Origin of the sequence: Streptosporangium minutum (assembly GCF_002149035.1) — a bacterium.
GTDB lineage: Bacteria > Actinomycetota > Actinomycetes > Streptosporangiales > Streptosporangiaceae > Streptosporangium > Streptosporangium minutum.
The window spans coordinates 1-25,976 of the sequence record NZ_NGFP01000057.1 but is presented as its reverse complement, the minus strand read 5'-3'; the positions used below and the strand labels follow the sequence as shown (position 1 = coordinate 25,976).

Genomic DNA, 25,976 nt, shown 5'->3' with positions numbered 1-25,976 from the left:
GATCCGAACGTCTTGGTCAGTTTGCCGCCCGCGGATCCGGACAGCCGGGGCCCAGGGTCGGAGGGCGCGGTTCCGGCGAAGGACGCCGTCGCCGTTCCGGTGATCAACGCAAGCGTGGCAGCCAGTCCGGCAATTCCACGTCGTCCCCACAGCTTTTTCGTATCGGTCACGTCGCGGCTCCCTCGGTAGATTGCGTTCTACGGTTCCGCCAATCTGCCACCGCGGGGGTGCCCTGGACGTCGTCGTCAGGTCTCGACGAGATCCTCCGGAGGTCGCGATCGGGGTCATCCCCCAAGAGGACCGCGTTCGTGGTGAGCGGGAGTCGCCGCCCCGGTGGCCGTGATCGACCGGCAGGCGACCGACCGCACGTCTCGGCGTCGCCGGAGACGACCGGGCCGGCGCCGCAGCCAACCCTTCCAGCAGGTTGCCTGAATAGGCCGAAGTGCCTCAGCCCGGCCGCCCGAGCGTCCTCGCCGGGCTCGGCGTCGAACTCCACGCGCACGAGGTGGTCCTGCACACGCGCTGCTCGCTTCGGGGCTGGCTACGGGGCCGGTCACGAGGCAGACGAGGGCTTGTCCCCGGCGCCCGGCAAGCTTTCGGGCTGCGTCGCGACGTGGGTGACCTGGGACGGCACCTGGACCAGCAAGGAAATCGTGTACGGCATCACCAGCCTGCCCGCCGCCCTGGCCCCACCCGCCCACCTCAACCACTACGAACGCACGCACCGGGGAGTGGAAAATCGCCTCCACTGGGTCAGAGACGTCACCTTCCGGGAGGACAACTCCCAGGTCAGAACAGGTACTGCGCCCAGAGCCCTGGCCGGTTTCCGCAACCTGGCGATCAGCACCGCCCGCTTGGCCGGCCGGGCCGACATCGCCCATGCCCGCCGCGATCTCCTCGATCACAACGACGCCTTCGCCGTCTACACCATCTGATCAACCCGACGAAATGCGACAGAACGAATCAACGCCGGGGCCCCGGCACAAGGGCGGGATGAGCCCCACTGTGTCAGGCTCTACTGAGCCGGAGAAATTCCGCTCTGCGAATCCGCAGCGATTCACGCGCAGGTCGATACTGCCCAGGCTGCCCAGGGTTGCGTGGATCAGCAAGCCTGCAGAGGAGGCCGCTGAGCAGGCAGAACGGGAAGAGAACGCAGCTTAACCACCACGCAGCCGATGCCTCAGTTGACTTGACACCTTCCGCTGACAGAGAGGGTGCGGGATCGAAGCGATCGCGGCCGTGACACATATCAGGAACTTATGTCGGCTCCTTGCCGTCGCGGCGTGGATCTGTCAGGGACGCCGGAGACGAGGTACCACGCCGTCGTGGCCCACAGGACGGCGGCGGAGCCCAGACCGGCCACGGTTTGGACCCCGGTCTCCGGGGCCCCGGAGAGCGCCATGGCGCAGCCGACCACGCCGACGACGATGAGCAGGCTGCCGGTCCAGCGGTACTCGAGGCGGCCAAACGGCCGCGCCAGCGGGAAGAAGTGCGCGCCGACCACGATCGCGATGAGTGCCGGTATCCAGTTGTACCCGCCGGTGATGTTCCCGACTACGACGACGACCGCGATCCCCACTCCCTGGCCGACGTTGCTCCACTTGAAGGTGCGCGCGCTGCGTTCGTACACCTCGCGCCCGCCGGTTCCGTCGAGGCGGCGGGCAGCGAGGACGAGCAGAGTCGCGGCGAGGACGGCTCCGGCGACGAGGGCGGCGGTACGGGCGGAGCCGTCCAGGACGACGGAGCCGACGAGCCACCAGACGGTGCCGAAGAACGTCAGGATCATTCCGGAACCGCGGGTGCCGTACTGAGGGTTCGGGCGGAGAAGAGCACACATGACGTCCATCCAAGCCGACCGGGTGCGGTTGCGGGCGGCCTGGACCGGAACTGTCGCATGTCGAGCACGGCTTCGCGCACCTGAAGAACTGGCGGGTTCTCACCAAGGTCCGTACCGACCCTTCGTGGGCGACCGCGCTGGTCCGGTAGGGCGAGACAGGACTGCTGATGATCGTGACTGCTGCCGACCTGGGTGTCGGCGCGCATGATGAAACTGTGAGTTCGGAACCGAAGCCGGTGTCAAAGAGGTCGGAGTATCGCTAATCCGGCGGCGTCTACAGGGCCGTGGCCGGGTACCCCTGCTCGACTTCACTGACAACAACCGGGCGCTCAACACGGTCCGGAACAGTGTCGGTGGCGGATGACATGATCCGTCGATGTCCGAAACCGCTGCTTCAATCGCGTCCTTCTGGGATGCCTTCGCCGCTTCCTTCGACGAGGAGGCCGACCACGGCCTTCGTGACCCCGACGTCAAGGCCGCATGGGCGCAGTGCCTGCGCTCTTGGATGCCGGCCTCACCCGCCGACGTCCTGGACCTGGGGTGCGGCACCGGCTCGTTGTCCCTGGTGCTCGCCGAGCAGGGCCACCGGCCGGTCGGCGTGGATCTGGCCCCGCTGATGGTCGAGCAGGCCCGGCGCAAGCTCACCGCGGCCGGCTTCGATGCCCTGATGTTGGTGGGTGACGCGAGCAACCCGCCTGCCGAGGCGGGATCGTCCTTCGATGTGATCCTCTCCCGTCACCTGCTGTGGACCCTGCCCGACCCCGAGGAGGCGTTGCGCCGGTGGGTCGGCCTGCTGCGCCCCGGTGGGCGCCTGGTCCTCATCGAGGGGCGCTGGACGACAGCCGAACCGGGAGAGGACCACTCCTACGCGGTGGACTCGGAGTCGCTGCCATGGATGGGCGGGGTCGAGGCGGAGCGGCTCCTGGCGGCGCTGCGACCGCTGGTGGAGACCGCACACGTCGAGCCGCTGCCCGATCCCACGTTGTGGGGGCGAACTGTTCAAGACGAGAGATACGCCGTCGTCGCCTTTGCGTAGTGGTACGGGTGGTGATCTCGAAGGTCGGCATCCTGAAGCCGACAGTGATGGTCCAGCGTCCTGGACACGGTGGAACGGGGTGAACCGAGGTGACGGGACTTTGCCGACATCAACCGGGCGCTCAACATACATCTGGGACATACCTCTAAGATCATCCGCATCGTTACACGAATCTGGGCCGCCGCCGGCCGATACCGCTTCGGGCGCGCAGCCGCCGTCATCGTCGCGCTCTACCTGACCGCTGCGGCCGTCGCCGCGATGTTCGCCGCCGTGTCCGGCAATCCGTCGGCGCTGTCGTTGACCGCGATGACCGCCCCCTGGGTCTTCCGCTACGCGCGCTACGCACAGGGAGGCTGGCTCGGGCCCCTGCTCACCGGGATCTGCGGGCTCAACGCGTGGATGCTGTGGCAGGTGCTGCGCGGTCCCGCGCTGCCGTGCGCCGAGGGGTTGGCGCGCAGCGTGGTCTGGCTGCGGCGCCTGCTGTATGCGGGCGTCGCTGGCGACCTGGTGGTCTGGGAGCTCGTCGAAGAACTATCCGACGCCGTGGAGGACGTCGGGAGCCTGCTGCTGTGGGCCGTCACGGTGGTCCTGCTGACGCGGGTCGTCGGCGGGGTCTCGGCCCGGTTCCGGGTCGTCGCTCTCGCGTTCGGTCTGACCGGCGTGCTGGCCCCGGCACTGCTGTTCCTCCTCGGCGATCCCGACCTTTCGACGATCAGCCTGCTGGGGCTGGCGAGCTGCGGCTGGACGGTGATGATCCTCATCGGGCAGCGCCGCGACGGGCGGTGGAGCAACGCCACGATCGATGTCGGCAGGATCGCCCTCGTCGTCCTGCTGGCCTCCCCCGCGAGCAATCTCGCCCTCCAGAGTGAGTCCTTGCTGTTCAACGGCCTGGGGGTCGTGATGGGCACGCTCGGCATGTTGACCACGGTGTGGCTGGCGCGTACCGCGCACGAACTCGCCGGACCCGGCGGCATGCCCGCCGCGGAAACCGCCGCTCCGCCCGCCGCCGGCCGCGGGCGGCTGCGGTTCGCCGCCATCGCGCTCGTGCTGCCGCTCGTCGCGGTCGGCACCGAGGAAGGCGCCCATCTGAGCTTCACCGGTGCCGACGAGGACTGCTTCGAGCAGGTCGGCTCCTACGCCGACACCCGGCCGCGGGACCGGCGGCAGGCGTTCCTGTGCCTGGCCCGCAGCGGCACCCCCGCCGGGACGCCGATGTTCCCCGAGGACCTGCCGGACCAGCGCATCCTGGCCCACGGCAGAGAACTGTGCACGCTGCCCGGCGCCGAGGAGCGCCAGGCGCTGCTGCGGCGGATGGGCGGGGCGGCGGATGCGGCCGAGCTCGGCGATGCCCTGGAGTTCCTGTGCCCCGGCGTCATCGCCCGGCAGCGCGCCGAAGAGGCGCGCGAACACGCCCGCCGGGAACGCGAGCGGGAGCGGGAATGGGCCGCGTGGAAGGCCGAGACGAACGCCCGGTGCACCGACCCCTGGCCGAGGCTGCGGGCCGAGCGGCAGGGCACGGCCGCGTACCTGCTCTTCGAGGGGGGCGGCTACGCCGTCTTCGACGACCGCGACCACACCGAAGGCGCGGGCGGCGACATCTTCAAGGCCATCGACGACGGGTTCATCGACGCCGGCGGCAGCAGCGCCGCCATCACGACCGACGGCGAGAACGCGCCGATGTGCCTCACGGTCAAGGCCTTCGGCGCCGCCCCGCCGCTGCGGCTCAACGGCTGGGACCGGGTGGTCGAGGTCGGCCTCGTCAGCCGCACCGGCCGTCTGGTCGTCCCGCCCTACCCCGAGGGCGGCGACAGCGGAGCGATCCGGCCGCTGCCCAGCCTGGCCGTCGACGGCCCCGGCCGCTACCGGATGCGCGTCTACGCCCGCTCGTTCGAGTGGGACGAGGACGACCCCGACGCGCCCGTCGAGGAACACCTGATCATCGTCTATCCCGGCCGCTCCACGAAGAAGATCGTCCACCGCCCGTGACCGGGGACCGGTTCGGAGATGGGGGTGTTCGGGAGACACCGCTGTGGTGGGCGGCGATCGGACCACGGTACGCAGCGCCTCCCCACCCCGCCGGACTTATCGGAAGGTCGATGAGAATCCTGAAGACCGGGTTTCACTGACAACAACCGGGCGCAGGCCACTGACAACAACCGGGCGTGCAACACCAAGTACGCGGCTGTCGCGCGCGGACTTGATGTCAGTTATGCCGGGCGTCATCGACGACTGGTGGCTGTTGAGCGTGACGAGATGTCAGTGGGAGATGACACAAAGCCTTGCGGACGGGTGTCCCCCAGGACAGACCTGGTGAGGTGCTGCCCGGCATCCGGTTCGGGGCTGGACTGAGGATGTACTTCATGGCGGCTTCGTTGACGACAGGCCGTGTTGAGGGGCGATTGGACGACAGCGCTTGGAATCCGGGGCACAATCCCCTGCGGTCTGATCACGGCGGCAGGTCGCGCCAGCGTTCGGCCGACGCCAGAGCGTCCAGGCTGATCCGCTCCAGGAACGCACCGCCCTTGGCCAGGCGGCGTCCCACGGGCGTGTCGAGCCCGAGCGTCTGCCCCGCCGCCTTCGCGATCTCCGCCGCCGCGAGCGTCTGCCGCGAGCTGATCATCGTCGAGTGGTACCAGGCGTCGTCGTCGACCACGTAGATGTCGCGCCGCCGCCGCGGATCACGCTCGCGTCTGATCAGCCCCTGCTGGGTCAGGTAGCCCACCGCCGTGGAGATCGAGGCGGGACTGACTTTCAGCCCGCGCGACAGCTCGGCCGCAGTGAGCCTGCCGTCCTCGCTCAGCCACAGGCCAATGAGCACGCGCGCCATCATCTTCGGCAGGCCCATCCCGATCGCCAGCTCGACGGCTCCCTCTTCCACCTCGAAGACCTTGCGGTCCTGGGGTTCGGCCTCGGGCGAACGTGCCGGGGTGCCGCGCCGCGCCCGCCGCGCTGCCGCCTGGTGCGCCCGTTCGGGGCGGTAGTCACTGGGGCCGCCGTTGCGGCCGACCTCACGGCTGATCGTCGAGGTCGGCCGGTTCAGCCGCCTGGCGATCTCGGCGTAGGAGCGACCTTCGGCGAGGCCGGTCGCGATGCGCTGGCGCTCCTGCCGGGTCAACCTTCCTTCTGACATGACACCACTATTGCGTTCGGCATCACACAATGCAATGTTTAATTGCATTTAGCCTCAGTGTCAACGCATCAATTTATTGGCTTTGACCTGCACTTATGCGCCTCGATCAATTGACAGAATTTCTGAAAGCACCGTAGCTTTCAATTGTGATGAACACGTACTATCGCGACGAGCCGGTCACTCCGTCCCTCGACCGCGCACCCGCCTGCCCCTTCGATCCCGCCCCTTCGCTCACCGCCCTGCGCGCAGAGCGGCCAATCGCCCGCCTGGCCGCCCCCGAGGGCGCCCCCGGCGTCTGGATGATCACCGGATACGACCTGGTCCGCCAGATCCTCGCCGACCCGCGGTTCAGCTCCCGCTACGAAACCCACTACCACCCCCTGGCGGGCGGGCACCTGCCGCCCGCCCCCGTCGGCGACCTGACCGGCATGGACGCACCCCAGCACACCCGCTTCCGCAAGCTGCTGGCGGGCAAGTTCACCGTCCGCAGGATGAATCTGCTCACCGAGCGGGTCACCGAGATCACCCGTGAGCGGCTCGACGCGATGGAGCGGCAGGGGCCGCCCGCCGACCTCGTCGAGGTCTTCACGCAGCCGGTTCCAGCGCTGATGATCTGTGAGCTGCTCGGCGTGCCGCACGAGGACCGCGACCAGTTCCAGAGCTCCACCCGGGCCCTGCCGGACGCCGGGACCGCTGAGGCGCAGTACGCCGCCTTCGTCGAGCTCGGCACCTACCTGCGGGAGCTCGCGCTCGCCAAGCGAGCCAAGCCGACCGACGACCTGCTCAGCGACCTGGCCACCGGCGGCGACCTGACCGACGAGGAGCTCGGCGGCGTGGCCGCGTTCCTGCTCGGCGCCGGGCTCGACACCACCGCCAACATGCTCGCGCTCGGCACCTTCGCCCTGCTGCGCAACCCGGCCCAGCTCATCGCCCTGCGCGCCGACCCCGACCTGGCCGCCGGCGCCGTGGAGGAGCTGCTGCGTTACCTGTCCGTCGCCGCCACCGGTATGCGCGGCGTGCTGGAGGACGTGGAGCTCGGCGGCAGGCAGCTCAAGGCGGGCGACACGGTCGTCATCGCGATCAACGCCGCCAACAGGGACCCGGCCAAGTTCTCCGACCCCGACGTGCTCGATCTGCGCCGCTCGGCCGCCGGGCATCTGGCCTTCGGCCACGGCGTCCATCAGTGCCTCGGTCAGCAGCTTGCCCGCATCGAGATGCGTGTCGCGTTTCCCGCGCTGCTCACCCGCTTCCCGACGCTGCGGCTCGCCGTACCGGCTGAAGAGCTGTCGCTGCGCACCGACCCCTCGCAGGTCTACGGCGTGCACAGCCTGCCCGTCACCTGGGACCGGAGGTGAACGTGATGCGAACCTTCGTCTCGGTGACAGGGCTGCGTAAGTCCTACGGCGCCCACCGCGTCCTGGACGCCATCGACCTCACCATCCCGCAGGGCACCATCTTCTCGCTGCTCGGCCCCAACGGCGCGGGCAAGACCACCACAGTGCAGATCCTGTCCACCCTGATCAAGGCCGACGCGGGCGAGATCTGGGTCGCCGGGCACGACCTGGCCAAGGAACCCGACGAGGTGCGTGCCGCGATCGGCGTCACCGGCCAGTTCTCCGCGGTCGACAGCTTCCTCACCGGCGAGGAGAACCTGCGACTCATGGCCGACCTGCTCCACCTCGGCCGCACCAAGGGCCGCAGGCGCGTCCGCGAACTGCTGGAGCGCTTCGACCTCACCGATGCCGCGCGCAAGCCCGCGGTCACCTACTCGGGCGGCATGCGCCGCCGGCTCGACCTCGCCATGACCATGGTCGGCACGCCCAGGCTCATCTTCCTCGACGAACCGACCACGGGCCTGGACCCGCGCAGCCGCCGCACCATGTGGCAGATCGTCCGGGACCTCGTCCAGCAGGACGGCGTGACCATCTTCCTGACCACCCAATACCTGGAGGAGGCCGACGAACTCGCCGACCGCATCGCGCTGCTCAGCCAGGGCCGGCTGGTGGCCGAGGGCACCCCGCGGGAGCTCAAGCGAATGGTCCCCGGCGGCCACATCGTCGTGCGCTTCGCCGACGCCGACGGGTACCGCAGGGCGGTCGGCCACGTCGGCGCCACCTCCAGCAACGACGCGGCGCTCACCGTCCAGATCCCCGACTCCGGCGGAGTCAGGACGCTGAGGAAGCTCCTGGAGTGGCTGGACACGCATGCCATCGACGTCGCCGAGCTGTCGGTGCACACCCCCGACCTGGACGACGTCTTCCTCACCCTGACCCAGGAGCCCTCGGCCAAGGAGCCCTCCCGATGAGAGCGATCACCGACTCGGCAACGATGCTGCGGCGCCAGGTCAAACACATCTGGCGCTACCCCACCGTGATCCTCACGTTCGCGGCCGTGCCCGTGGTGTTCCTGCTGCTGTTCGTGTACGTCTTCGGCGGCACCATGGGCGCGGGCATCGGCGCCGACCGCGCCGCCTACGTCGGTTACCTCACCCCCGGCATCATGATCACGACGATCGTCGGGGCCGCGCAGGGGACCGCGATCTCGGTGGCGACCGACATGATCGAGGGCATCATCGCCAGGTTCAAGACCATGGCCATCGCCCGCGTCTCGGTGCTCACCGGGCACGTACTCGGGGCGATGGTGCAGACGTTCCTCGCGATTGCCATGGTGACCGTGGTGGCGTTGCTGATCGGGTTCCGCCCGTCCGCCTCGGTGCTGGACTGGCTCGGCGTGGTCGGTGTGCTGGCCATGTTCACCTTCGCGATCACCTGGCTGTCGGTCGCGCTCGCCATGGTCACCAAGAATGTGGCCACGGCCAGCAACCTGCCGATGCCGCTGATGCTGCTGCCGTTCCTCGGCAGCGGCTTCGTCCCGACCGAGTCGATGCCGGCCGGTTTGCGCTGGTTCGCCGAGCACCAGCCGACCACCCCTGTCATCGAGACACTGCGCGCGCTGCTGGCCGGGCGTCCGGCCGGGTCCAGCTTCCTGGAGGCGGCTGTGTGGAGCGCGGGCATCGCCCTGGTCAGTTATCTGTGGGCTCGCAGGCTCTACAACCGGTGAGGGTAGACGTGTTCAAACACATTCTTCAGCACCTGCCCTGCTGGTTCTCGCGCCGCTGGTCGGCGAGTATCTGCTGGGCGACATCGCCGTCGACGCCCTACCGATGATCGTCGGGCTGATTCCGCTCCATGGCGGTGGCGCGCTGCTGATCCGTGAGGTCGCGGGGGTCGAGCAGCAGCCGGCGAAGTCCGCGGCCCGGTTGGCGGTCGCGGTACCCTGCCCGATCTGGCCCCCGGCGCCATTCGCAACCTACGCGACCCCGACGCCGCCGAGGAGGACGAGATCTGACCCATCAGGCCCGCGATACTGGTGGAGTCGCCCACTCAGCTGTGGCGAGTTGCCGTTCCCCTAGGTCCTACTGGTGACGTTCCGTGCTTCTCGGCGGCGCAGCGGTTCAGCCGTGGAACCCGCGGAAGACGCCGTCCGCATCGGCGCTCTCGGCGAACTCGCCGAAATCCATGTTGCCGATGGAGAGGTTGGCATGAATCGCGGGGAGCTCGGAGGGGATGACACGCATCTCCCATGTGCATTCCAGTTCGATGACCAGGAACGGCATCTCCTGCGAATCGATGGTGACCTTGTCGGCGATGACGAAGAGCGGGTCCTTGTAGCCGTCCGGGAGCAGGGCGAGGAGCTGCTGCGAGGTGAGGCCTTGACAGGCGGGGTCCTCGACGACCTTCACCTGGTCCGAGAACTCCTTTGCCCAGCCGTCCTTGTCGATGTCGCCGAGCGAGTCGCGTACGGCCTGCCATCGTTCCTGGTCAGAGAAGTCGGTACGCACCACGAGCAGCGCGTCGGCTTGGGGCAACATGTCCATTAGACGATCTTCGAGGCAGAGCCAGTGGCTCCGCAAGCTCACCGACGACCGTAGTGGCGCTCGAACACTGTGAGGGGTTCGCCGGCCGGCTCGCTGCGGCCACCGAGCTGGGGCTCATCGTCCTCAGCGACCTGTTCCAGCGCGGCATCGCGGTCAAGGTGCTGGAGGGCATCGCGGCCGGCGAGCACACCTAGCGCTCCCTGTTTCTCGATTCGGCCCTGGCCCTGTCAGAGGACCGGCGCCGTGACATCGTCCGCAAGACCAAGGACGGCCTGGAGGCGGCCCGCCGCCGCGGCCGGGTCGGTGGCCGCCGACCCGTGGTCGACGACGGCAAACGCGCCGTCATCCTCGCCCGTCGCCGGCGCGGGGAATCCATCCGCACCATCGCCGTCGGCGTCAAGATCTCCATCGGCGTCGTCCACAAGACCCTCGCAGACGGGGGTCCCGGTAGTACGGGGGAAATTTCCAACGGAGATGCCTGACCTGCGAACCAGGTCGGCATGGCAGACCAGTCACCCGGCTGTGGTCGGAGCCTCGGCGGCGCCCGCAGCGTTGGCTTTGATCGCCTCCTGCAGCCACTCCGCCGCGCCCGGCCGGGTGTTGGCCTCGATGCCCACCCGGAAACGCGGGTCCTCCACGTACAGGTGGCTCTTTTGAACGTGCAGCTCGTGCGTCATGTCGTAGAACCAGCAGGCGATGTGCTGCAGCTGCGCCTCGGCCACGTCCATCGCCGCCTCGCTCGACGGGTCGGCGCCGGCGTCCATCAGCTCACGGATCCGCGCCTCGATCGCCGCGTTGTCGCGGTTGATCTGCTCCCACTGCTTCTTGCCGTAGGTCGCGACGCGCTTCGCGGACTGCGCCCACCCTGGCCTCCGCCCTGAGTGTCTCGGCGTTCAACGTCGGCACCGCGGCCGGGTCCTGGATCGCCGGTCGCGCCCTCGACTCCACGCTCGGCGCCACCGGTCCCGCCGTGGTGGGAGCCGCCATCGCCGCGCTGACCCTGATCCCCACGATCACCATCGCCGTCATCCAGCGCCGCCGCCTAGCGTTAGCCGCGCACTGACACTCCCCCGCCGAGCGTATGGCGTGGGGTCCCGGTAGTAATGGCGGTTCATCCAACAATGTTGCTGCTGACCTGCGGAGACTCTTTGGGAAACATGATCGTGGAACGACGGGCCAAGCTCTATCGATGCAGGTTGGATCCATATTCGTTGGATTTTCCGCCATTACTACCGGGCCCCCTCCACGCGTACGAGAACGGGCTCGTGGACCGCGGCGATCTGCCTGGCTGAGATTCCATCCTGCCGGGTGGTGCCGTCTCACCCCGCGGGGTGATGTCTGCCGGTGACGCCCGGCCTAGGTTCGACGTCGTGTCCTTTCCACGTCTACGCCTTCCGCTGGTGATCTCCCTCTTCGTGCTCGCCGTACTGCTCGGCTGGTCGGCACCGGCCCATGCCACCGGCGAACGGCTGGTCGACGACTACCGCTCCGTCTACGGCACGCCGGGCGTCGCGGCGGCCGTGATCGACGGGTCGTCGGTCGAGACGACCGTCGGCGGCCGGGACGGGGACGGCAACGCGGTGACGCCCCGGACCCGGTTCCGTACCGCGCCCTTGAGCAAGTCGATGACGGCGACGGCGATCATGCTGCTGACGGACCGATTCTCCCCGGACGACCCGGTCATCAAGGTTCTCCCCGAGTTCAAGACGGCCGATCCGCGCTACACCAAGATCACCGTACGCGCATCGAGCTAGATCCTCACGCCCGCACGAAACGAGGTCATCATGACTGCGTCCCCCACACGCTCCAGTTCTGCCAGATCAACCATTATCGATGTCACGTGGTTTTTCGCGATCGCCGTCCTGCTGTGTTTCGCGCTGTCCGTTCCGATGGTCTTCCGGCTCGTCCCGACGGACCTCTACAACCTCATCACTCCGATCCTGCAACTGACCCCGCTGCTCGCAGCGATCACCATGTGGCTTGCCCGACGACCCGGAACGTTCCGAGAGACGTTCGCCACCAGGTGGCGCGGCACACCCAAGTGGGCCGGCATCGGCATCGGCCTCATCGCCGCGATCGCCGCGATCCAAACCGCCATCGCACTGGCATCGGGGATCTGGCAGCTCAACCCACTTGACCAGATCTTCGCGGCGACCATGTGGATCGTTCCGGTCTTCCTCATGCAGTCGGTCTTCGCCATCGGCGAAGAGTTCGGCTGGCGCGGCTGGCTGGCGACGCGCGCCGCGTCATGGGGATTCTGGCCGCTGACCCTTGTCAGCGGTCTGGTCTGGATCGTCTGGCACCTGCCGGTCCTCGCCGTCATCGGTGATCGACCACCCTGGGACATCGTTGTCTACTTCGCGGGCATGCTGCCATGGGCGCCGCTGTTGCTCGCACTTCGCTGGCAGTCGGGGAGTGTCTGGCCCGCGGTTTTGACGCACGGAGCGATCAACAGCGTCCGGGTGTACCTGCTGCAATCCGTCCCCGACGCAACGGATCACCTGCTCATCGAAGTGATCGGCTGGGTGCTCACGCTTGCCGCTGCCATGTGGCTGATGCGCCCGAGCCGGGCGCAGCTCGTCCGCGGGCCTATTGAAGGTTAAGTTGATTCCTTGCTCGAGCTTGGCCGTTATCCCGTTGCGTAAGCCCAAGCCAGAGCCTCGTCCGCGACTTTCGCGAGGTCGGGCTGCGCGGGCGGGTAGCGGAAAATCGTGAGGCGATGATCATGCGGCGGAGCAGGGCGAGCATGTCGTCGAAGCTGAGCCGGCTCATGGTGCGGCGCCAGGGGTGAGGGTAAGAAATGCACCACACGGCCCAAACAGGGAGCACCTCTTCCAGGGTCGCCCCAGGCGACATCATCGGCCCCGTCGGCATCAATGGAGCGGGCAAGTCGACGCTGCTCCCATCATGCTCAAGCGTCAGATCAACATGTCCACGTAGACCAGGTTGACGATGGCATGGATGAGGATGATCACCCAGATGTTGCGGTAGCGCCCCCACAGGTAGCCCTGCATCAGGCCGAACATCCCCTGCGCCGCCACGACGGAGGCGATGCCGACGCCGATGGCCTCGGGGTTGATGTGGCTGACGTGCATCGCGGCGAACAGCAGCGCGGAGGCGAGGATCGCGGGCCATCTGCCGTACAGGGCCTCCAGTCTTGTCTGCAGCCAAGCCCGGTAGAAGAACTCCTCCAGCACGCTCGCCGTCAGCAGGGTGATCAGCGAGCCGACGGCGAGCGTGACGGGATCGGGCAGTTGCTGGGTGAGCGGCGGAGACAGCGGACTGACCTCCGCCAGCAGGAACCACGCGACGACGGCGGGCAGCGGGGCCAGCCATGTCACCGGCCTGGGGATGGATCCGGCGGCGAGGCCGTCCCCTCTGATCAGCCTGAACCCGACCAGCGGTACGACCACCAGGATCGTGATCTTAGCGACGGGGTAGAGCAGCCCCCGGCCGACGAGCGCCACCGCGATGGGGAAGGCGACCGCCGCCGCGAGCAGCAGCCAGGTCTCCTTGACCAGCCTCGGCCGCGGCAGGCCGGACAGCGGCTGGGGTAAGGCCGCGCGCGGCGCGACGAGCATGGCAAGGAGCACCGCGGCCAGCTGCGGCAGCAGCGCCGCCCACAGGGAGACGCCGGTGGCGCCGGGATCGGCCGACAGGCGGATCACGGTGTTGCCGGTGAGGATCAGTGACGTGTAGGCCAGAACGAACACCGCCAGGCCCGCCCCCGTCAAGAGGCCGGTTCTCGACATGTGTTTCATGATTGTCCCGGCTCAGGCCCGTTTCCTCCTGCCGTGGAACCAGCCGGACGTCATCCCTTGTGTTGACACGATCAGGCCGAGGTCGGGACCGATCTTTCCGCGAAATAGCAGACGGCCTGTGCCTCCGGTACGGCAGGCAGCACCTGGAGTAGCTCCGGCCTGCACCCGCCGTCCGCCCCCTCCGACGCCGCCTTGCCCGACGCCGGCACCTGACAGCGGGCGTGGAAGCGGCAGCCGCCGGGGATGCGCGTCGGGTCGGGCGGCCCGCCGGTCAGCACCACCCGCTCGGGCGACTCGGGCAGCACCGACAGCAGCGCCTGCGTGTAGGGGTGCTTGGACGCCTTCAGCACCTCTTCGACGGGTCCCGACTCGACGAACCAGCCCGATCGGGAACCCGCCCTCGGCGGTATCACCGTTACCTGCCGTGACCTGCGGCGACGCTCCCCGTTTGGGCCGTGTGGTGCATTTCTTACCGTCACCCCGAGTTGGGACGGTTGGCTCTGCCGGTGCGTCTCTGGGTGGAGATGCGGGTGCCGTCAACCAGGACGACCTCCCCGCCCCGAGCGGCGATCTTCTTCAGGTGTCACATCCGCGTGGTCGCGACAGTGAGGTCTGCCATCTGGGTCAGACGTAGGGAGGTGGACTCATCGGCCGGCGTCATCACGGTCATCCGGTGTCCCGTCTCCGAAACACTGGTGGAGACAAAGTTCAGCTGAAGCTGCCCGACAAGAGGGCTGTCGAGGCGTTTTGTCTCGTACTGCTGGGGCAGTACGTCGTGGCGAGCCCACAGTCGGGCGAACTCCTCTGATCGTTCCCGAAGGTCGTCAACGACTCCGGCAGCGGCAGGGGCGCCGAGGCCGGTGCCGACTTCGGCGCGCATTCTTGCGACCATCCGGGCGGCAACCAGCTCACCGTCGATGTAGCGGCTGCGCCAGTCGGGGTCGGTGAAGAACTGCACCGCGCAGTTGCGTTCACCAGGTGGGATGAGGTCAAGGTCGGTGAACAGGAACCGGTAGGCACGGTTGTATGCCACCACATCGAACAGCGGCGTTTGCAGGCACGCAGGGAACGGGTCGAGCTTGTCCAGGACAGGTTGAAACGCCGCGGTGAGTCCCGGGGCACATTCGGTGGGCTCGGCTTTCGGCGTACTTGATCCGGCGAGCTGGTGCAGGTGCCGTCTCTCGATGTCATCCAGATGCAGGGCTCGGGCGATCGCCTGCAGGACATGAATGCTGACGTTGATGGGCCGGCCTTGTTCGAGCCAGGTGTACCAGGTGACGCCGACCCCCGCGAGGACGGCGACCTCTTCGCGCCGTAGTCCGGGTGTCCGCCGTCGCCCTGTGGACGGGAGACCTACCTGCTGCGGGGTCACTCGTTCGCGCCGGCTGCGGAGGAAGTCACCGAGCTCGCGCCGGATCGCGGCGGGCCTGGTCCCTGTCATGCCTTCATCCTCCCGCACGGAGAACCCGGTATCCAGGTAGTGGCTGGTACCCCCATAAATGGGCTCCTGGTGCCAGGATAAGCGGCCCTTCAAGGTTGACGGCATGGCCACATCTTCTGCACCACATGCCAACCCCTCCTCCCGCACAGGCGAACCTGACAGGGAGAACGACCGTGCCGCGCCGCCGCCTGCACCGGGTCCATCGGAGCCCCCGACTCCGGGGCTGGGGATGGGCCGGCTCCTGACGACACTGTCGGCGTTGCTGTTGTCGGTGGCCGGTTTCGCGGCGGCGGGTATCGCCGTGCCCGACATCGGTGCTTCCCTGGGGGCCACGGCTGCCGAGCAGTCGTTGGTGGTGTCGGTGTACGCGTTGGGGTTCGCCGTTCCGATGGTCCTCGGGGGCAGGCTCGGGGATCTGTACGGGCGACGCCGACTCTTCCTGTTCGGCATGGCCGGTTTCACCCTGTTCTCCCTGGTCGCGACCCTGGCCCCGAGCATCACCGTGTTGATCGCCGCGCGGGCTCTCACCGGGATCTCTGCGGCGGCCATGGTTCCCCAGGTGCTGGCGACGATCACGGCGTCCACCCAGGGGCCTGAACGTGCCCGTGCTGTCGCGCTGTTCGGTGCGACCGCCGGCGGGGCCACGGCGATCGGTCAGGTCCTCGGCGGCCTGTTGCTGTCCGTCCCCCTGCTCGGCGCCCCCTGGCGCATGGTCTTCGCGATGAGCGTGCTCATGGGCGTGATCGCGTTCGGTGCTGCGCTGCGCCGGCTGCCCGATACCAGTGCGCCCAGCCACCGGTCGCTCGACCTGATCGGGACGGCACTGCTCGGGCTCGCCCTGCTGGCACTCATGATCCCGATCTCCCAGGGCGGCGCACTGGGCTGGCCGGTCTGGTGCTGGGCGCTGCTGGGGGCAACGCCGGTGCTCTTCGCAGCGTTCTGGCGGTGGCAGTTACGGCTGCACCGCAGTGACCGCGTTCCGCTCGTTCCGCCGCCCGTGTTTCGACTCAGCTCCTACCGGATCGGGCTGATGATGGCGTTGATGCTCCAGTCCGCGTTCGGTGCGTTCACGTTCCTCTACGCGATCTCCACGCAGACGGGGCTCGGATGGTCTCCCATGCACGCGGCCCTGGTGCTGTTGCCGTTCTCCCTGTGCTTCCTTACCGTGTCGATCTGGTCGGGGAAGCTCGCGCCCCGTTTCGGGTTCCGCAGGCTCCTCAGCATCGGCGGACTCATCCAAGCCGCACTCCTGAGCATCACAGCCGTCTCCGTGTTCCTCCAGGGTGCCGGCCTGAACTCGTGGACGTTCGCCGCCCTCCTCGTCGGAGTCGGTGTCGGTCAGGCCTTCATGTTCGGGCCGCTCGTCGGAGCGATGATCGCCGAGATCTCTCCAGCATCCGCGGGAGCAGCATCCGGCGTGTTTCAAACCACACAGCAAGCCGCTATGGGCCTCGGCGTCGCCGTCGCCGGAGGCCTACTCGGTGCGGCCCTGGCCGGTTCCACAGCCCCGACAGGTCAGGCTTACATGAGCGCGCTGGCGATCTGCATGCTCGTCCAGGCAGCATTCGCCATCACGTTCGCCCTATGCGCGCTCGCCCTGCCCCGGCGCTGACACGAAGAATCCCGCGCGGCGTCCAGTGTCGTGTTCGTGGCATTGCACGCCGCGCTGAAAGCCGGCATCAACCACCTTCTGGCCAACGACAACTGGTTGCCGCCGGCAGCGACGGGCTACGCGGCGATGCTGAGACAGTGCAAGCGTGGATACGCAGATGGCAAGTCAGGCAGTGATCGTCGAGGGCACCGGGAGGCCCAGGAGGGCCTGCGTCGCTTCTTCGGTGACAAGGCCGCGGCGATCGCGGCGGAGTATCCGTCCCGTGGGCGGCCGGTGCAGGCCGCCGCAGCGATCCTGAGCGATCTCGACTGGGCGTGGGCCGGTCGTGCCAGTGACCGAATGCTCAGTGAGCACACCCCGGTCTACTCCTACGGGTTCGCCGACCGTACGGCGCCGCCGATCTTCCCCCTTCCCGGTGGCGTGGAGCCGCTCGCCTCGCACGGATCGGAACTGTCGTTCCTGTTCCCCGGGGCCGCGCTCACCCGCGAGCAGCGGAAGCTCGGCGACATGATGATCACGTACTGGTCCCGCTTCGCGGCGACCGGCGACCCCAACGCTCCTGGCCTGCCGCGCTGGAGCCCCGTGCGCACCGGGCATGTCCATCGCCTGGCTCCGGGCCCCGGTGGCGTCGGCATCTACAATCAGGACGCCCTCCACAAACTGACCTTCTGGGACCGCCTGGCCGGCGTCTACCGGGTGCCGGCCGAGGAGGCCGGTCCCGGTGCCGGCGCCTGACCGCCCGCTCCCAGGGGTCCGGCGTGGGGCCGGATCACCTCACCGCCCGCTCCTGGACGGCGGGTGCATGCCCGGTGGGCTCCGCCTGGCAGGCGCCGGAGGCGCGGAAGGGTTCGGCGAGCTGGGCCAGATAGGCGGTGGGGTAGTCGGGTTTGGCGGCCATGCCCAGTTGCTCGGAGGTGAAGCGCCGGGCCGGGTCGTAGGAGAAGGTGCCGAGCAGGTGGTCCCAGGCCAGGGTGAACAGACCGAAGTTGACGTCGCCGACGCCGGCCCACTTCAGATGATGGAAGCGGTGACCCTCGTTGAGCGCGAGCACGTACTTCAAGGCGCCGATGCGGTAGTCGGCGTTGGAGTGCTGCAGCAGCAGCTGGACGGCGACGGCGAGGGCCAGCGCGGAGGCGACGTCGACCGGTAGGCCGATGAGGATGAGCGGGGCGACGCCGGCGCTCATCTCAAGGGTCTGGTGCAGGGGGTGCTTCATCAGGCCGTTGAAGCCGTAGAAGCGCTTGATCGAGTGGTGGACGGCGTGGAAACGCCACAGCAGGCTGATCTTGTGGCTGGCGTAGTGGGTCAGCGTGATGCCGAGGTCGGCGATCAAAACCGCGACCAGCACCTGCAGCACGAACGGCCAGGAGTGCGGCCACACGTCGGCGACGGTGACGGTGGCGGCCAGCACCGGGATGACGCCCACGCTGATGAGCAGTAGTAACTCGTTGACGCCGGCGTGGGCGACGTCACGGCCGCCGTCTCCGGCCGGGCTGTTCCACTCCGCCTCGTACGGCAGGGCTCGTTCGGCGGCGAACGAACAGCCGATCGCGGCCGGCAGCAGGCCGATCAGCCACAGCTTGGAGGCGCCGGTGGCGGCCAGGGCGATGGCGGCGCCGTTGACGCCCAGCAGCATGAACGGCACGTAGCCATAGCGGACAACAGATTTCAGCATGCGCATCAGCGTCGCGGCCGCCGGCCCCCTCGGGCTTGGATGAATCCGCTGGGCTGCGATCCAGGCCATGCCGGTCCTGCCAGGCGACAGGGCGGGGCCGGCTGACGTCGTTTCGGGTCACGCTCCGGACGACGTCTTGGGCCGGGCCTCAGACAGCAGGCGTCAGGCAGCGGGGCGTACGAGGTGGACCAGGTGGGAGGGGGCCAGGCCGAACATCTCGTGGCAGACGCGGGTCAGGTGAGAGCTGTCGGCGAAGCCGGCACCGTGCGCGGCCTCGGTGAGCGTGGCGCCGCCGCGCACCGCCTCGATCGCGTGCAGCAGGCGGGCCCAGCGCCGCCAGGCCGGAAACGGCAGCTGCAGGTGCTCGGCGAACAGATGCCCCAGCCGGCTGGCCGACACCCCGACCCGGGCAGCGAGCTCGCCCAGCAGCAGCGGCCCGTCGATGAGCTGAGGGACCGCCTCCAGCGCGCGGGACAAAACGGCGGGAATTCCTCTCGTGTCGGCGGTTGGCCCGATCGAGCACAGCACGCCGGACAGAGTCGCCGGGCCGGTGACCGCGGCGGTGGCCAGCGGGCGGGCGGCGACCTGCCAGGTGCTCACGATGTCCGCATCTCCGGCCGTGGCGATGCGGGCACCGGCCGCGCGCGCAGCCGGATGGGCCGGATCGAGGTAGGCCAGCAGGCCATGAGCGCCGGGGGCGGCTCGCAGTTCGTGCCGGACACCGGCCGGGATGATCGCGGCCTCGGTCCGGCGCTGGTGGCCGTGCCGGTCGGTCAGCATCACCTCGCCGTCGAGCACCAGCAGGACCTGCACCGCGGCGTGCGCGTGCGGTTCGGCCGACCCGATCGCGCCGGTGAAGGCGAGCAGGCCCGAGGAGGCCATGGCCGTGCCCGCCCAACGCGCTGCCTGCGCCTGCTCGCCACGCGGCATTCCTGGTCCTCCACCCGGGTCCGCGGCACCAGCCGCAAAGGAGTGCTGAGCAACCATCGCCACCCTATGTGTTCGCGAGGCTGGTCATCTCAGTGTCAATCAGCCTTCGGTTCTCAACACCCGCGTCATCGGTGAGGCGACAGCTGCGAAACGCTCTCTGAAGCAGCCCGCGCAGGACTTACCGGCTCAGTCATGTGCCGCCGGTGTCAGGAAGCATCCCAGAAGTCGGCGTAGCGGCCGGCGCGGCGGAGCAGCTCGTCGTGGCGGCCTTCTTCCACGATCCGGCCGCCGTCGAGAAAGACGATGCGGTAGCCGCGCGGCCAGGTGCCGGCGGAACGACAGTTGCACCCGGCCGTCGAGAAGATGCCCGATTCCGGACGACGCAGCCGTGAACAGCAGGCGGACGAGCAAGCCGGCCGCACCGGCGATCACGACGGACCAGACATGACCATGATCGATCGGGCCGGACGACAGCAGGCTGCGGCCCAGTTCGACGACCGCCAGCAGCGGCGCCAGACCCGCGACAGCGCCGATCACCTGCAAGATGACAACGGTGGCGAAGCTTCACCGGTAAGGGCGCAGCAACCCTGCCACGGACTGTCCCCCGCGTCATCGGCGTCCAGTGAGGATGGGGACTGTCCCCTCGTCGGCGCAGAGTCGGTCGTGGTCATCGCTCTCCTGTCTTCGTGGCGCGGCCCCTGTCAGCCGACGAGGGCCCTCCGGAGAAACCCGAGGATCTCTACCTGCGCGGCCTTCGCTCGTCTCGCGGAGCAAGGCAGGCATGCTGACGAAGGCTCGCCCTGACCGCCGTCTCCACGACTCGGCGCGGGTCGGGGCTGGCGAGATAGTCGCACGCCTTCGTCAGCATCACCGTTTCGTCAGCATCACCGCCAAGAGCCTGCGGCGTCACCGTGCAGAACGTGCTGCGGTGAAAGCGACTTTCTCCGGCCCGGTCAGCCGTCCATCGCCAAGCCGTACAGGGCTGCGAGCGCGTCGTCGATGGGGTGAGGCTGCGGCTTGCCCGAGGAGTCGAGCCTGCTCCACCTCTGCAGGTTCATCGCGACGGACATCTGCCGCTTGGTGTCGGCGCTGGTCATGGAGATCGCTCCGGCGCCCCAGACCGTGCCGCCATTGCCCCAGAAGGTGGCGCCGCCGGGGACCTCCATCGGATACACCCCGAGGCCGTACTCGATCGTCTTGCCCTCCTGGGAAATGACCGTGACGGTGCGTTGCATCTGCGCCAGCGACGACTGGCTGACGATCTTGCCGGCGAACAGCAGGCCGAAGAAGCGGTTGAGATCGGCCACGGTCGATACCAGCGAACCCGCCACACCCGCATACGACATGTCAAAGACGCTGAAGTCCCGCGGTGGGTCGATCATGCCGAACCATGCCTCGTACATCTGCGAGTGCGGCCCGCTGAGATGCGGCTCATCGGGAAACTCGGTGTCTTGGAGCCCGGCGCGCTCGATGACGTTCTGAGTGATGTACTTCTCGGCCGTGGTACCGGTCACCTGTTCCAGGAGTTGACCGAGGAGCAGGTAGTTGGTGTTGGAGTACAGCCCCGGCGTGCCGCCCGGGGCGCTGAAGGCGGGTGCGGTGACCCCCATCTCGATCAGTTCAGCGGGATCGAACCGGGTGAACCGGTGGTCGTCCAAGCTCTGGGGCCTGGTGTCCGCGAGGACGGGGAACGGCTTGAGGGAGGGGTAGGCGTAGGGGAGGTATTCGGCGAGGCCGCTGGTGTGGTTGATCAGCATCCGGACCGTGATCGCATCACCTCGTTCGCCCGGGACCAGTTTCGGCAGGTAGTGCCCGATCGGAGCGTCGAGCCCGATCTGACCGCTCTCGACCTGCTGCAGGACCGCGGCGGCAGTGAAGGTCTTGGCGATGCTGCCGACACGGTGCCGCATGTCGGCGGTGACAGGGCGGCCGGTGGCGAGGTCGGCGACCCCGGCGGCGCCGCGCCAGACCTGATCCTCGGCGCGCACCTCGGCGAACAAGCCCGGAACCCCGGCGCGGTGGACGTTCTCGATGGCGGTGTTCAGCTCTGCGGGATCCAGCAGGTTCCTCACGACATGTGCCCTTTCGTCTTTCTCGGATGAGCTCCGCATTGGCCCGACGGCTCGCGGAACACGGCACGTCGGCCGACCGCTGCCCGGCCGTCCGATGCGCCCATGCCCTCATTATGCACGCAGTGCGTGCAACATCGAGTGCATACGTTAGGCTGGGACCCGGCGAGAGGAGCAAAATGGCAGGCCGAAGGCGCTGGTCGACCGAGGAGATCCTGGATGCGGCGGCGGAATTGCTGCGCACGAGCGACGCCGAGTCGTTCAGTGTGCGCAAGCTCGCCGCGGTGCTCGGGACCGATTCCTCCAGCCTCTACCGGCACTTCCGCAGCAAGACCGAACTGCTGCGCGCGGTCGCCGACCGGATCCTCCTGGCCGCCATGGACGGCTACCACCCCGAGGGCGACTGGAAGCAGCGCATCACCGCCCTGGCCCTGCGCGTGAGAAAGGCCTTCGGTCAGCATCCCCAGCTCGCCGCGGTCTGGGGACGCTACGCCTCAGGCGGCACCGGTTCCCGACTGGTCATGGAAGAGACACTGCAGGCGCTGCGCGCGTCAGGACTGCCCGACGAGCAGATCCCGGCGCGCTACCACCGCATCGCGGTCCTCATCGCCGCGTTGATCGCCTCCGAGGCCGGGATCAGCGCCCTCACCCCCGACGAATACGAACAAGGCATGGAGCTGTTCCGCGTCGCGGTACTCGGCGCCGACCCCGAACACTTCCCAGCCCTGGCCCACTTCGCCCGCGACGTCCGCCCTCTCGGGGTGGACCGCCGCGCCGCGTTCGAAGAAATCCTCGCCGTCCAACTCGCCCACATCGAGGCCGCGATCCGCCTGAGCTAGCCGACCTGGCCGCGCTGCTGCACACCGCGTCTGAACCACCGCGCCGAGCTTTTCCGGCTGCAGCCGGCCGCCGACGAGCTGCACCGCGGTGTTGGCGCCGAACCCGTCCAGCACCCGGGCATAGGCGCCCTCCAGCGCACCGGCGAGCTCGGCCAGACGCCCGGCCGACTCGACCTCCAGCTCCAGCTCCAGCGAGGTGAGGATGCGTGGCCGCGCCTGCTGCCAGGCATCCCCGTCCAGCAGCCGAGCTCACGGATCGCTCCACCGCTCGGAGCCCTCGGCGAATGGTGGGGCACCTGCTGACGGCGGAGGTCCGCGCCGACCTGGAACGGATGCTGGTGGTGGATGCGGGGCTGGGGATGACCCGGCTGGAGTGGCCGGTCAGCCCCGCCCGGGACGGCTCATCGACCTCGGTGAAGACCGCGATCGACAAGCTGACCCGGCTGCGCGCTGTCGGCCTCGGTTTCCTGGCCGGGCACGGTGGGAACCGTCAGCACGCCACATGCCGGCACCGACTCAGCGCTCCCCATCCACGCTTGATCGTCAATTGCTTCGCGTCGGGGAACCGGATGGGCAGAACTCGGCCTGGATCACAGTCTTAACCATGTCAAGCGAGTTGTACCGGCCATACCGGTCGATGTTCATGTTGGTGGCGATCATGCGCTTGGCGTCCCGGGTGCCCATCGCGAAGGAGAACCCGCCGGTGATGGCGCCGCCGATGCCCCAGACCTTCACACCGCACGACAGCTCCCACGAAAAGACGCCGGTACCGTACGTGGTGTCCGGGATCCACGTGTCCTTCCAGGTGCCGTCCGGCATCTTGATCCCAGTCTTGACCATGGTGAACATCTCCCGCTGCTGGGCGTCCGGGAGAAGCTTGCCGCGCAGCAGCGCGCTGGTGAATCGGTGGAGATCACCGATCGTGGAGACCATGCCGCCGGCCGCCCAGCCGGTGGTGGCACTCTGGTCGGTCACGTCGTAGACCTTGGCGTCGGTCTCGGCGGCGAACAACGTCGAGTAGTGCCGTGGGTGTGGGCCGCGTATCTTCGTCTCCAGGCCGGGGAGGTACGTCCCGGTCAGGCCCAGCGGACGGACGATGCGCCGCGAGATCTCGCCGGCGAGCGTCTTGCCGGTCACCTTCTCGACGATCATCCCGGCAAGGATGTAGCCGGTGTTGGAGTACACGAAGCCGTCACCCGGTGCCGCGAAGGAGCGCGGATTGCGCAGGCCGATCCGCACGAGCTGCTCGGGGGTGTAGGTGTCATAGCGGTGCTCAAGCCACGCAGGGCCGGAGAACTTGGCGAACTCCTCCTGATCGTTGCCGTAGTTGAAGATCCCGCTGGTGTGGTTGAGCAGGTGCCTGATGGTGATCGTGCCACCGTCGTTGTTGTTGCCCTTGACCAGGCCCGGCAGCCACTTGTCGACGGTGTCGTCGAGGCTCAGCTTCCCTTCGCCCACCAGTTGCAGGACCACGGTGGCCGTGAACGGCTTGGTGGCGCTGCCGATACGGAACCGCTCGTGCGGCTGACGCTTGCGGCCGGTTCGGGTGTCGGCCACCCCCGCCGAGCCGAACCACCGCCCACGCGGGTCGCGAACCTCGGCGACCATGCCGGACGCACCGTCGGCCACGGCCTGGTCGAGCGCTTGCTGGATCTGGGTGTGGGCGGGGGTGTCCGCCGCGGAGGCAGATGCCGCGGGGATCGACGTCGCGGCTTGCGTCAACGCGACGGCGGCAATGAGCAGCCCTGCCGTTGAGGGGAGAGATTTGGTCATGTCGATTCCTTCCAGGCGATGGACATCAGCGCGACTCTGATCGCCTCGCTCGCGATAGTACGCATTCAGTGCGAACAAAAAGCTATCTTGCATTCACAAAATTGGCAACACAATTTTCGGAAGTCATGCAGGTGATAGCCGTCAAACTTGCAATGAGCATGTGAATAAATGCAAGTCGAATGAATGCACTTGCAATGAGGTGCCGACAAACGCAATACTGTCCATCCGCCCGCGGACACATCAAGCGGACCGGGCACGGCACAGCGACAGGAGGCACGCCTAATGCCGGGAGGCAGACTGACGCACCAGGACCGCCAGCACATTGCCGCGGGACTGATCGAAGGACTCACCTACACCGAGATCGCCAAGCGCCTGCAACGGCCGATCTCCACCATCACCCGGGAGGTGACCCGCAACGGTGGAGCCGACGGCTACCAGGCCGACCGAGCACATCAGGCGACCGAAGGCCGGGCTCGCCGGCGCAAGCAGGCCCCCACCCCGGCCCCGGTGCCACCGGCTGCCACCGGCGCACCCGGGCGAGACCCCCAAGCGGTTCACGCCCTGGAGGAACGACTCATCGCAGCGATGACCGCGACAGGGCTGCCGCGAATGACCGCCCGGGTACTCGCCTGCCTGTACACCATCGACAGCGGGAGCCTCACCGCCGCTGAACTCGTCCAGCGTCTCCAGGTCAGCCCGGCATCCATCTCCAAGGCCATCGGCGAACTCGAACAACACGAACTGATCCGGCGTGAACGCGAGCCGCACCGCCGGCGCGACCGGTACGTCATCGACCCTGACGTCTGGTACCGAGCCTGGCTGGTCAGCGCCCGGCAGAACGCCATAATGGCCGATCTCGCCCGTGACGGAGCCGAAATCCTAGACCCCAGCACTCCCGCCGGCGTCCGACTGCAGGACATGAGCCAGTTCTTCGAGCATGTCAGCCAAAACTTGATTCACGCTGCCGAGCAGTGGCGGCAGGATTTCATGTCGAGGCGAGCGATAGATCGTTCACGGCTTAGCCCCAATACTCGCGAGTAGAGTCCTGCCGTCCTGCCGTCCTGACACGGTCATCCGTACCGCCGCGCACGCTCACCGCACCGCCTGCACCCGCTTCCTCGCTGCCAGCGGACATGTGCTCAAGTCGGTGGCCGACCGCGACCTGCTGGAGGCCTGCCGCGTCGCCATGCGTGGCGAACCGTTCTTCTACCCGGGCGCGATCACCGCCCTCATCCGCGACTACCTGCAACGCCACCAGCGGGGCGAGCCGATTCCCGACACCGTCCTGACGCCGCGCGAAGAGGAGATCGTCAAACTCATCGCCGAGGGCCGCTCCGGCAAGCAGATCGCCGACATGCTGTTCATCAGCGTCAAGACCGCGGAACGGCACCGCGCCAACATCCTGGCCAAGCTCGGCCTGCGTGACCGGCTGGAGTTGACCCGGCATGCCATCCGTACCGGCCTGATCGAGCCCTGACCGCTGCCCGGACATTGCCCCGGCAGGGGATGGGTGTGGGTCGAGATCCGCGCCTTCCGCGGAGACCGGTTGAGGGCATAGCTGTCCCCGTCCGCTGTCCGTCGCGGCAGGCATACAGATGCCGTCCGATGCGAATGGGGTCCGTTCACCTGCGGAAATGGGTGCTGGACCCGATGGTGATGCCGCTAGGTGCATGTGATGGTGGCATAGAGCCCCTGCCCTGCCGGCCCGGAAGGAGGAGTCGTGGCACAGTCCGGCACCGACCCGCTGCACGCTCTTGAGGAGCAGATGCAGCCGAGCGATCCGCAGGTCGCTCGCGCCCGGGAAGCAGGGCGCCCACGCCAGCCGCGCGCATACCCGCGACGGCGCGGCCTGGCCTTGGCTCTGCTGGTGCTCTCTGTGACGATGCTGGTCACGGGCATGGTGCTGCCGCAGGGCCTGCTCCTGGCGGCGGGCCTGGTCACGGCGCCGTTGGCGACGCATCTGCTCACCCCCCTCCCCCCGCGCAGAACCTCCGCC

28 protein-coding genes are annotated in these 25,976 nt (G+C 68.2%); 15 read left to right on the top strand and 13 right to left on the bottom strand.

Annotated elements, in window-relative coordinates:
* Nucleotides 1–572: 572 nt before the first annotated feature.
* A complete protein-coding gene (locus tag CA984_RS47145; RefSeq protein WP_086572350.1) occupies nucleotides 573–935 on the top strand; it encodes a hypothetical protein in 363 nt (120 codons plus the stop codon).
* A gap of 314 nt (nucleotides 936–1,249) precedes the next feature.
* On the opposite strand, the gene CA984_RS14890 is transcribed toward CA984_RS47145, so the two are convergent.
* Nucleotides 1,250–1,786 (bottom strand): hypothetical protein, encoded by a 537-nt coding sequence (locus CA984_RS14890; protein WP_086572347.1) that lies wholly within the window; start codon nucleotides 1,784–1,786, stop codon nucleotides 1,250–1,252.
* Between the two features lie 427 nt (nucleotides 1,787–2,213).
* On the opposite strand from CA984_RS14890, the gene CA984_RS14885 reads away from it, so the two are divergent.
* Both CA984_RS14885 and CA984_RS14880 read left to right on the top strand, forming a co-directional pair.
* Nucleotides 2,214–2,873: a class I SAM-dependent methyltransferase gene (locus CA984_RS14885; RefSeq protein ID WP_086572345.1), complete on the top strand. Its 660-nt coding sequence runs from the start codon at nucleotides 2,214–2,216 to the stop codon at nucleotides 2,871–2,873.
* A 270-nt stretch (nucleotides 2,874–3,143) separates the two neighbouring features.
* Complete coding sequence (locus CA984_RS14880; RefSeq protein WP_133061661.1) at nucleotides 3,144–4,859, top strand: hypothetical protein; 1,716 nt, start codon at nucleotides 3,144–3,146, stop codon at nucleotides 4,857–4,859.
* A 460-nt stretch (nucleotides 4,860–5,319) separates the two neighbouring features.
* On the opposite strand, the gene CA984_RS14875 is transcribed toward CA984_RS14880, so the two are convergent.
* On the bottom strand, nucleotides 5,320–6,003 hold the full coding sequence (locus CA984_RS14875; RefSeq protein WP_086572341.1) for a helix-turn-helix domain-containing protein: 684 nt from the start codon (nucleotides 6,001–6,003) through the stop codon (nucleotides 5,320–5,322).
* A 149-nt stretch (nucleotides 6,004–6,152) separates the two neighbouring features.
* On the opposite strand from CA984_RS14875, the gene CA984_RS14870 reads away from it, so the two are divergent.
* From CA984_RS14870 to CA984_RS14860, 3 genes are read left to right on the top strand one after another with little or no spacing between them, the layout of a single operon-like run.
* Nucleotides 6,153–7,358: a cytochrome P450 gene (locus CA984_RS14870; RefSeq protein ID WP_086572339.1), complete on the top strand. Its 1,206-nt coding sequence runs from the start codon at nucleotides 6,153–6,155 to the stop codon at nucleotides 7,356–7,358.
* Between the two features lie 5 nt (nucleotides 7,359–7,363).
* Nucleotides 7,364–8,308: an ATP-binding cassette domain-containing protein gene (locus tag CA984_RS14865; RefSeq protein WP_086572379.1), complete on the top strand. Its 945-nt coding sequence runs from the start codon at nucleotides 7,364–7,366 to the stop codon at nucleotides 8,306–8,308.
* Entirely contained in the window at nucleotides 8,305–9,063 is a 759-nt protein-coding gene (locus CA984_RS14860) for an ABC transporter permease (RefSeq protein WP_086572337.1), read from the top strand. Before CA984_RS14865 ends, CA984_RS14860 begins: the two co-directional genes overlap by 4 nt.
* Nucleotides 9,064–9,457: 394 nt before the next feature.
* On the opposite strand, the gene CA984_RS14855 is transcribed toward CA984_RS14860, so the two are convergent.
* Entirely contained in the window at nucleotides 9,458–9,880 is a 423-nt protein-coding gene (locus CA984_RS14855; protein ID WP_086572335.1) for a DUF6924 domain-containing protein, read from the bottom strand.
* A 53-nt stretch (nucleotides 9,881–9,933) separates the two neighbouring features.
* Here CA984_RS14855 and CA984_RS47140 point away from each other — a divergent pair, with 53 nt between their 5' ends.
* A complete protein-coding gene (locus CA984_RS47140) occupies nucleotides 9,934–10,074 on the top strand; it encodes a hypothetical protein (protein WP_207620875.1) in 141 nt (46 codons plus the stop codon).
* A gap of 33 nt (nucleotides 10,075–10,107) precedes the next feature.
* Here the strand turns inward: CA984_RS47140 and CA984_RS48680 are convergent, their stop codons facing one another.
* Entirely contained in the window at nucleotides 10,108–10,302 is a 195-nt protein-coding gene (locus CA984_RS48680; RefSeq protein ID WP_207620874.1) for a hypothetical protein, read from the bottom strand.
* Nucleotides 10,303–10,392: 90 nt separating this feature from the next.
* Complete coding sequence (locus CA984_RS14845; protein ID WP_242675955.1) at nucleotides 10,393–10,689, bottom strand: TipAS antibiotic-recognition domain-containing protein; 297 nt, start codon at nucleotides 10,687–10,689, stop codon at nucleotides 10,393–10,395.
* A 561-nt stretch (nucleotides 10,690–11,250) separates the two neighbouring features.
* Between CA984_RS14845 and CA984_RS14835 the strand changes: the two genes are divergently transcribed.
* Nucleotides 11,251–11,634, top strand: a complete 384-nt coding sequence (locus tag CA984_RS14835; protein WP_242675954.1) for a serine hydrolase — start codon at nucleotides 11,251–11,253, stop codon at nucleotides 11,632–11,634.
* Nucleotides 11,635–11,664: 30 nt separating this feature from the next.
* Complete coding sequence (locus CA984_RS14830; RefSeq protein WP_086572328.1) at nucleotides 11,665–12,483, top strand: CPBP family intramembrane glutamic endopeptidase; 819 nt, start codon at nucleotides 11,665–11,667, stop codon at nucleotides 12,481–12,483.
* A 315-nt stretch (nucleotides 12,484–12,798) separates the two neighbouring features.
* Here the strand turns inward: CA984_RS14830 and CA984_RS14825 are convergent, their stop codons facing one another.
* From CA984_RS14825 to CA984_RS14815, 3 genes are all read right to left on the bottom strand, one after another.
* Nucleotides 12,799–13,632, bottom strand: coding sequence for a CPBP family intramembrane glutamic endopeptidase (locus CA984_RS14825; RefSeq protein WP_165781257.1), 834 nt, complete (start codon nucleotides 13,630–13,632; stop codon nucleotides 12,799–12,801).
* An 80-nt stretch (nucleotides 13,633–13,712) separates the two neighbouring features.
* The gene (locus CA984_RS14820; RefSeq protein ID WP_423229308.1) at nucleotides 13,713–14,054 is read right to left on the bottom strand and encodes an oligopeptide/dipeptide ABC transporter ATP-binding protein; all 342 of its coding nucleotides are present in this window, start codon (nucleotides 14,052–14,054) and stop codon (nucleotides 13,713–13,715) included.
* Nucleotides 14,055–14,224: 170 nt separating this feature from the next.
* Nucleotides 14,225–15,082 (bottom strand): helix-turn-helix transcriptional regulator, encoded by an 858-nt coding sequence (locus CA984_RS14815; RefSeq protein ID WP_086572377.1) that lies wholly within the window; start codon nucleotides 15,080–15,082, stop codon nucleotides 14,225–14,227.
* Nucleotides 15,083–15,311: 229 nt separating this feature from the next.
* On the opposite strand from CA984_RS14815, the gene CA984_RS14810 reads away from it, so the two are divergent.
* Both CA984_RS14810 and CA984_RS14805 read left to right on the top strand, forming a co-directional pair.
* Nucleotides 15,312–16,694: an MFS transporter gene (locus CA984_RS14810; RefSeq protein ID WP_086572319.1), complete on the top strand. Its 1,383-nt coding sequence runs from the start codon at nucleotides 15,312–15,314 to the stop codon at nucleotides 16,692–16,694.
* 36 nt (nucleotides 16,695–16,730) lie between these two features.
* The gene (locus CA984_RS14805; RefSeq protein WP_133061660.1) at nucleotides 16,731–17,429 is read left to right on the top strand and encodes a carboxylesterase family protein; all 699 of its coding nucleotides are present in this window, start codon (nucleotides 16,731–16,733) and stop codon (nucleotides 17,427–17,429) included.
* 34 nt (nucleotides 17,430–17,463) lie between these two features.
* Here the strand turns inward: CA984_RS14805 and CA984_RS14800 are convergent, their stop codons facing one another.
* The 4 genes from CA984_RS14800 to CA984_RS14785 all read right to left on the bottom strand — a co-directional run bounded on the left by CA984_RS14800 (nucleotide 17,464) and on the right by CA984_RS14785 (nucleotide 21,371).
* A complete protein-coding gene (locus tag CA984_RS14800; RefSeq protein WP_086572314.1) occupies nucleotides 17,464–18,369 on the bottom strand; it encodes a sterol desaturase family protein in 906 nt (301 codons plus the stop codon).
* A gap of 162 nt (nucleotides 18,370–18,531) precedes the next feature.
* Entirely contained in the window at nucleotides 18,532–19,299 is a 768-nt protein-coding gene (locus tag CA984_RS14795) for an AraC family transcriptional regulator (protein WP_165781256.1), read from the bottom strand.
* A gap of 186 nt (nucleotides 19,300–19,485) precedes the next feature.
* Entirely contained in the window at nucleotides 19,486–19,842 is a 357-nt protein-coding gene (locus CA984_RS14790; RefSeq protein WP_207620873.1) for a hypothetical protein, read from the bottom strand.
* A 410-nt stretch (nucleotides 19,843–20,252) separates the two neighbouring features.
* Entirely contained in the window at nucleotides 20,253–21,371 is a 1,119-nt protein-coding gene (locus tag CA984_RS14785; RefSeq protein ID WP_242675953.1) for a serine hydrolase domain-containing protein, read from the bottom strand.
* 176 nt (nucleotides 21,372–21,547) lie between these two features.
* Between CA984_RS14785 and CA984_RS14780 the strand changes: the two genes are divergently transcribed.
* Nucleotides 21,548–22,207 carry a TetR/AcrR family transcriptional regulator gene (locus CA984_RS14780; protein WP_086572310.1) on the top strand — a complete coding sequence of 220 codons (660 nt, stop codon included), beginning with the start codon at nucleotides 21,548–21,550 and terminating at the stop codon, nucleotides 22,205–22,207.
* Nucleotides 22,208–22,750: 543 nt separating this feature from the next.
* On the opposite strand, the gene CA984_RS14775 is transcribed toward CA984_RS14780, so the two are convergent.
* Nucleotides 22,751–23,980, bottom strand: coding sequence for a serine hydrolase domain-containing protein (locus tag CA984_RS14775; protein ID WP_086572308.1), 1,230 nt, complete (start codon nucleotides 23,978–23,980; stop codon nucleotides 22,751–22,753).
* A gap of 282 nt (nucleotides 23,981–24,262) precedes the next feature.
* Here CA984_RS14775 and CA984_RS14770 point away from each other — a divergent pair, with 282 nt between their 5' ends.
* The 3 genes from CA984_RS14770 to CA984_RS49265 all read left to right on the top strand — a co-directional run.
* Nucleotides 24,263–25,021, top strand: a complete 759-nt coding sequence (locus tag CA984_RS14770; RefSeq protein ID WP_086572306.1) for a GbsR/MarR family transcriptional regulator — start codon at nucleotides 24,263–24,265, stop codon at nucleotides 25,019–25,021.
* Between the two features lie 106 nt (nucleotides 25,022–25,127).
* Nucleotides 25,128–25,457 carry a response regulator transcription factor gene (locus tag CA984_RS14765; protein WP_341351714.1) on the top strand — a complete coding sequence of 110 codons (330 nt, stop codon included), beginning with the start codon at nucleotides 25,128–25,130 and terminating at the stop codon, nucleotides 25,455–25,457.
* A gap of 243 nt (nucleotides 25,458–25,700) precedes the next feature.
* Nucleotides 25,701–25,976 (top strand): DUF3040 domain-containing protein (locus tag CA984_RS49265; protein ID WP_207620872.1); only part of this gene is annotated, 276 nt, incomplete at its 3' end.